Source organism: Protofrankia sp. CiP1_Cm_nod2 (genome assembly GCF_920664355.1).
Lineage (GTDB): Bacteria > Actinomycetota > Actinomycetes > Frankiales > Frankiaceae > Protofrankia.
On the sequence record NZ_CAKKTL010000217.1, the window covers coordinates 4,285 to 9,430 of the forward strand.

6 protein-coding genes and 1 pseudogene are annotated in these 5,146 nt (G+C 66.1%); 4 read left to right on the forward strand and 3 right to left on the reverse strand.

Annotated features, from left to right (window positions below; all coding sequences use genetic code 11):
- Nucleotides 1-152: 152 nt before the first annotated feature.
- Together NBW84_RS19475 and NBW84_RS19480 are read right to left on the reverse strand one after the other, a co-directional pair.
- Nucleotides 153-467: a type II toxin-antitoxin system RelE family toxin gene (locus NBW84_RS19475; protein WP_250286201.1), complete on the reverse strand. Its 315-nt coding sequence runs from the start codon at nucleotides 465-467 to the stop codon at nucleotides 153-155.
- Entirely contained in the window at nucleotides 467-748 is a 282-nt protein-coding gene (locus tag NBW84_RS19480; RefSeq protein ID WP_250286203.1) for a type II toxin-antitoxin system Phd/YefM family antitoxin, read from the reverse strand. Before NBW84_RS19480 ends, NBW84_RS19475 begins: the two co-directional genes overlap by 1 nt.
- A 486-nt stretch (nucleotides 749-1,234) precedes the next feature.
- Between NBW84_RS19480 and NBW84_RS19485 the strand changes: the two genes are divergently transcribed.
- From NBW84_RS19485 to NBW84_RS19500, 4 genes and pseudogenes are all read left to right on the forward strand, one after another.
- Nucleotides 1,235-1,477 carry a CopG family ribbon-helix-helix protein gene (locus tag NBW84_RS19485; protein WP_250286205.1) on the forward strand — a complete coding sequence of 81 codons (243 nt, stop codon included), beginning with the start codon at nucleotides 1,235-1,237 and terminating at the stop codon, nucleotides 1,475-1,477.
- Entirely contained in the window at nucleotides 1,471-1,815 is a 345-nt protein-coding gene (locus NBW84_RS19490; protein ID WP_250286212.1) for a type II toxin-antitoxin system PemK/MazF family toxin, read from the forward strand. The genes NBW84_RS19485 and NBW84_RS19490 overlap by 7 nt, the downstream gene beginning before the upstream one ends.
- A 173-nt stretch (nucleotides 1,816-1,988) precedes the next feature.
- Nucleotides 1,989-2,207, forward strand: a pseudogene (locus NBW84_RS19495) (ArsR family transcriptional regulator); the annotation flags it as partial.
- The gene (locus tag NBW84_RS19500; protein WP_250286210.1) at nucleotides 2,207-2,689 is read left to right on the forward strand and encodes an SRPBCC family protein; all 483 of its coding nucleotides are present in this window, start codon (nucleotides 2,207-2,209) and stop codon (nucleotides 2,687-2,689) included. The pseudogene NBW84_RS19495 and the gene NBW84_RS19500, both read left to right, overlap by 1 nt.
- 120 nt (nucleotides 2,690-2,809) lie before the next feature.
- Here the strand turns inward: NBW84_RS19500 and NBW84_RS24545 are convergent, their stop codons facing one another.
- On the reverse strand, nucleotides 2,810-4,579 hold the full coding sequence (locus NBW84_RS24545; protein WP_445548777.1) for a protein kinase domain-containing protein: 1,770 nt from the start codon (nucleotides 4,577-4,579) through the stop codon (nucleotides 2,810-2,812).
- Between the last annotated feature and the right edge of the window lie 567 nt (nucleotides 4,580-5,146).

Consider the following 5,146-nt stretch of genomic DNA (forward strand, 5'->3'; position numbering starts at 1 on the left):
CCTGACGAGTGGATCGCAACCTGCCGTTACCGCAACTTTCCTCATTCGATGGTCGTTGTGTAGTCAACCATGTGGTCGGGAGCGGCTCGCTCCAGCGCCGTGCGGAGGCGTTCAGGTGGGACGTGACAGATCTCGTGGCTCCTGGCGTCTCCCTATGCGCGGTAGGCGTCGCGGCGGTGGCGGATCGAGTGGGTCTCTACGGCACGGCTGGCTTCATCGATGCGGTAGATGATCCGATAGGTGCCACGGCGGGCCGAGTAGTACCCGTCGAAGGGTTCGTTGAGTGGCTTGCCCACTCGGGAGGGGCTGAGTGCGACTGTCCGGTAGACGGCCTCCGTCGCCGCGATCGCCACGTCCAGTGGAAGGTGCTCGCTGAGGTTTCGGCGAGCTTGCCGGGAGAACAGGACCGTGTACGGGCTGGGCTTCTCGGCGGCGCCTGCGTCGGCCTCCTCGTCGCTGGCGGCCATCAGGCCGCCCCGCGGCGGCGCTCCAGCTCGGCCCGGACCTCCTCCACGGCGAACGTGTCCCCTGTCGCGAAGTCCTCCCGCGACTGGCGTAGATCGGCCAGGGCCTCGTCATCGGAGAGCAGATCGAGCGTCTCCTGCATCGACTCGTACTCTGCCACCGAGATCAGCATGACGTCGGCCCGGCCGTTACGGGTGATCGTGAAGTGGTCGTGCTCCCGCGCTACCCGGTCGGCGAGCTCGGCGATCCGGGCCTTGGCCTGCGTGATCGAAATAGTCTCCATAGAGGTCAGAATAGTGACCGGTCTGAATCATAGCCAGAATACGGGTAGAAGATCGACTGGTGTCTGTCCGACGCACGGTAGCGCTGCAGCACTCGTGCGCCGACTGCCGGGTGATCCCGGGCACGGGGCCGGTCCCGGGCTGAGGAGGCTGCCGCAGTAGGAAGACAGTGAGGATGGCGACGTCGTCCTGGGGCGGGCCGTCGGCAGGTAGGGGTCCCGGCGTTCGATCTGCTTCCGTGACGACTTGTGGGGTGCCAGAAGCCGGCCTGGGACTGTGGCCCAGGGTGATGCTGATGTACGGCCTGTCGGGGCCGGAGGCACTGTTGCATTGGGCGCAGGCAGGATGCGGTGGATGCGCCGGACCGATGATCAGATCGCCAGGGCGAACTTGGTGAAGGCAGCCGTCAGCCGCTGGCGGGGTTCGGCGTCCGTGTCGAGTTCGTAGCGGCACGCGACCGCGTGGTCATACCCGGTTATACTAAGCGCATGAAGACTGCGATCTCGATCCCGGACGAGACGTTCAACGAGGCTGAGCGTCGCGCGGCCGCACTCGGCGTGAGTCGCTCCGAGTTCTTCACGACAGCCGCCCGTCGCTACATCCAGGAGCTCGACGCCCAGTCCCTGACTGAGCGTATCGACGCGGCTCTTGAGCTCGCGGGTCCCGACGACTCGTTCCAGGACGCGGTGCTCGCCGGCCGGCGAGCACTGGGCGACAGCGAGGGCTGGTGATCAGCCGTGGCGATATTCGCTGGGTCGACCTCGGTGAGGCGGAGGGCAGCCGCCCCGCGAAACGCCGCCCAGTGGTGGTCGTCCAGTCCGCGTTCTACAACGCGAGCCGGTTGGCCACAGTCGTCGCAGTCGTCATCACGTCGAATACCGCGCTCGCCACCATGCCCGGCAACGTCTTCCTCCCCGCCGCGGTGACCGGCCTACAATGCGACTCTGTGGCCAACGTGACCGCCATCGTCACGCTCAACAAGGACGAACTCGGGCACGCTGTCGGCGCTGTCCCGGAGAGCCTCATGCGAGACCTGGGCCGGGGGCTACGTCAGGTACTCGCGCTCTGACGTGTGCGGCAGTGTGCCGCCAACACCGCGGCGGGGCATCACCGCTCGGCACGGACGCCGAACCCCGCCAGCGGCTGACGGCTGCCTTCACTGAGCTCGCCCTGGCGATCTGACCACTCGTCCGACACAGGTCCACCGTGTCCCGGGGCGATGGGGAGACGGCGCTGCCGGAGGCCGGCCGCAGCCCGGTGCACCTCGAGGCGAAGGTGTTCGACCTGATGACCGCGTGGATCGAGCGGTACCGGCGGCAGGCCGAGGAGCGTTACCGACGCCTCGACGCCGTGCTGGCCGCCATGAACGACGACGCCGCCAGCATCACCGGCGTCACCGACATCACCACGAACAACGCCCGTGACGACGAACAGCCGACAAAGGAAAAGGAGACAGCCTGATGAGCACCATCGCTGCCGCCGTGATCGAAGCCGACCAGAACGTACCGATCATCCGGATCACCCGGGACTTCGCGGCCACCCCGGAACAGCTGTTCCGGGCGCACACCGACCCCGCCCTGTTCGCGCGGTGGGTCGGGCCGAACGGACTGCGGACCCGGATCGAGCACTGGGACGCCAGGACCGGTGGAAGCTGGCGTTATGTCGCCGAGCACGACGGCAACGAGTTCGGCTTCCACGGTAGTTTCCACGAGGTCCGCACCGACCGTATCGTGCAGACCTTCACGTTCGATGGTGAACCGGACGGCGTCGCGCTCGAGACGCTGCGGTTCGAGGACCTCGGCGACGGCCGTACCAGACTGCACGCCCAGTCGCTGGTGGACAGCTTCGACAGCCGGGACGCCTGGCTGCGCAGCGGGATGGAGAGCGGGGTCAACGAGGGCTACACCAAACTCGACATCCTGCTTTCCGCCGGTGGAGTCTGAGGTGGTGCTCCCCGGTGTCGCTCGTCCGCCGACCGGCCGGTGAGCGAGTGACACCGGCGGATCAGCGATACCTTCGACGAGCGAGGGAAGCCCCGGTGGTGGTCCGGGTTGCCGAACGGTCTACTCCCGCCATTGTTGCTGGGTGGTCTGGTTGCACTCCCACAGCTGCACCCTCGTGCCGTCCCAGCCGGCGTTGGAATCGGCATCGAGGCACCGGCCGTACGGGGCGCCCCATCCGTTCTGATAGGCGTTTGCCCCCGCGGTGTTACGGTAGTACCACCGTTGCTGGGCGAACCCGTTGCACATCCAGAGCTGTACCTTCCCGCCGTTACTGCCGATGGTGTTCGTGTCGGCGTCGAGGCACATCCCCGGCCACTTCACGCTGTGAATCAACGCTCCGGTATGCAGGTCGCCTTCGTAGTACCACTGTTGCTGGACGGATCCGTTGCACGTCCAGAGCTGGACCCTCGTGCCGTTGACGCCCTGATAGTTGATGTCGGCGTCAAGGCACATGCCCTGCCCGAAACGGTTGCTATGGAGGGTGATTCCGCCGGTAGCCACCGGAGCTGTCGACGTGTCCCGGCTCTGACCGGATTCTTCTGTCACGAAGGGCCTGGGCGAACCGGCCGCCTCGTCCGACGGTGCATTTCCTCCCGATGTGCGAATTATGAGCACGGTCGTGACCATCGCAAGCACGACCGCAGCGCACCCGCTGACAATCCACCACAGCCGTTTGCGGCCTGGACGCCCAGGCGGCTCGGGCGTGTCCGGTGCCGGCTGAGGAGGCTTGAATTCGTCTGGCGACGGACCGGATGATATGAACGAACTGAATAGTTTCAGCGATTTAGGCAGATCGGATGGTCTGGGTGGGGTGGCATCATAGCGGCTGAGATCCGCGACCACGGTGGGAGGCAGCCAGTTCTCGTCGATGCGCAGCCGCTCGTCGGTGGATGCCGCCCGGCACAGCTCGATCAGCTCCGCCGGAGTGGGGCGAGCTGTCGGATCCTTCTCCATGCACCGTTCCAGCACATCGCGGACCCGGTCCGGGCAGCTGTCCCAGTCGGGCTGCCCGTGCACGATCCGGTAGGAGACGGCAGCGTCTCCGCCGAACGGCAGCCTGCCGGTGATCGCATAGTAGGCGGTGGAGCCGAGGGAGAAAATGTCCCCGGACGTGCTCAGAGAGACTCCCTGAGCCTGTTCGGGAGCCATGAACGCAGGCGTGCCGATTCGAACCCCGGTCTGGGTGATCTTTGTTTGGGCGGCTTCGATTGCCCGGGAAATACCGAAATCGATTACTCGGGGGCCGTCCGCGGCAAGAATGATGTTGCTTGGCTTGAGGTCGCGGTGGATCACACCGGCGTCGTGGATGGACTGCAGTGCCTCCGCGACTCCGGCGATCAGCAGCAGGACGGTCTCCGCTGGCAGTGGTCCATGACGGGTGACGGTTACGGCGAGAGAGGGGGCTGCAATGTAGGCGGTGGCCAGCCACGGGCGTGGGGCGTGCGGGTCACAGGCGATGACCGGAGCGGTGTACAAGCCCAGGACCCGTTGGGCGATCTTCACCTCTTCTTCGAAGCGACGCCGGAACTCGGGATCGGTGGCGAGCCCCGGCCAGGCCACTTTGAGCGCGACCTGCCGGCCGCCGGGGGTGTGGGACAGGTACACAATCCCCATGCCGCCCTCGCCGATCCGGGCCCAGAGCGGATATGTGCCGATCTCGCGGGGATCCTCCGGGCTCAGCGGGGTGAACACCGGCTCCCGGCCTCGTCCCGCCTCATCAGGTGTGTTCGGCGGGTTCGGCTGTGGCATGTCTTCCCCCGGGACGGTGCGGTCCGTGTCCGGCGATGTGCTGGTCATCGCTTCTCCGTGTAGCTTGCTGTCCGTGACCATAACGGCATGAGTGGTAGTAATCAGCTCCAGCCACAACAGTATGCATTATTCCGGACACATGTCCGATTGGGTCCGGGGATGTCGACCATGCCGATTTGCGAAGATTGGTAGATTTTGCTCATTATCGGGATGAACTATCCTGATTTGTGGTGTTCGCGGCTCCAGCGGCCTGCACGGGCACACTGCGGGCGCGGCGTTCGAGGCCGTGCTCCGATGTGAAGGGAGCGCTGCGGGCGGGTCGGGGCGTAGATCGCCGTCGTGGCCGCCGTCGAGGCATGAGAGGGCCGGCGGGAAGCCAGCGGAGAGCTGCCCACCGTGCGCGGTGCCGGCGGGGCGCGAAGCTCCGTCGCTCCTTCCGCCGGCACCGCACGACAGAGGTTGGACTGCCGATGTCGTTGTTGAACCGCAGCGCTCAGCGCATGCGGGGAATTTCAGCGTGTGCAGGGGATGCTGAACGCGCCTTTGCTGGCGGCGGTGACGGTGTTGGTGCAGGAGACGATGTTGTGGGTCGTGGTGGGTTTGTCGATGTTGATGCCGTAGCCGGGGCCGCGGACGTCGAGCTGGTTC

Coding starts and splice junctions, on each gene's coding strand:
- NBW84_RS19475 (WP_250286201.1), bottom strand. CDS start 467: ATGGCCGCCAGCGACGAGGAGGCCGACGCAGGCGCCGCCGAGAAGCCC.
- NBW84_RS19500 (WP_250286210.1), top strand. CDS start 2,207: ATGAGCACCATCGCTGCCGCCGTGATCGAAGCCGACCAGAACGTACCG.
- NBW84_RS19480 (WP_250286203.1), bottom strand. CDS start 748: ATGGAGACTATTTCGATCACGCAGGCCAAGGCCCGGATCGCCGAGCTC.
- NBW84_RS24545 (WP_445548777.1), bottom strand. CDS start 4,579: ATGGTCACGGACAGCAAGCTACACGGAGAAGCGATGACCAGCACATCG.
- NBW84_RS19485 (WP_250286205.1), top strand. CDS start 1,235: ATGAAGACTGCGATCTCGATCCCGGACGAGACGTTCAACGAGGCTGAG.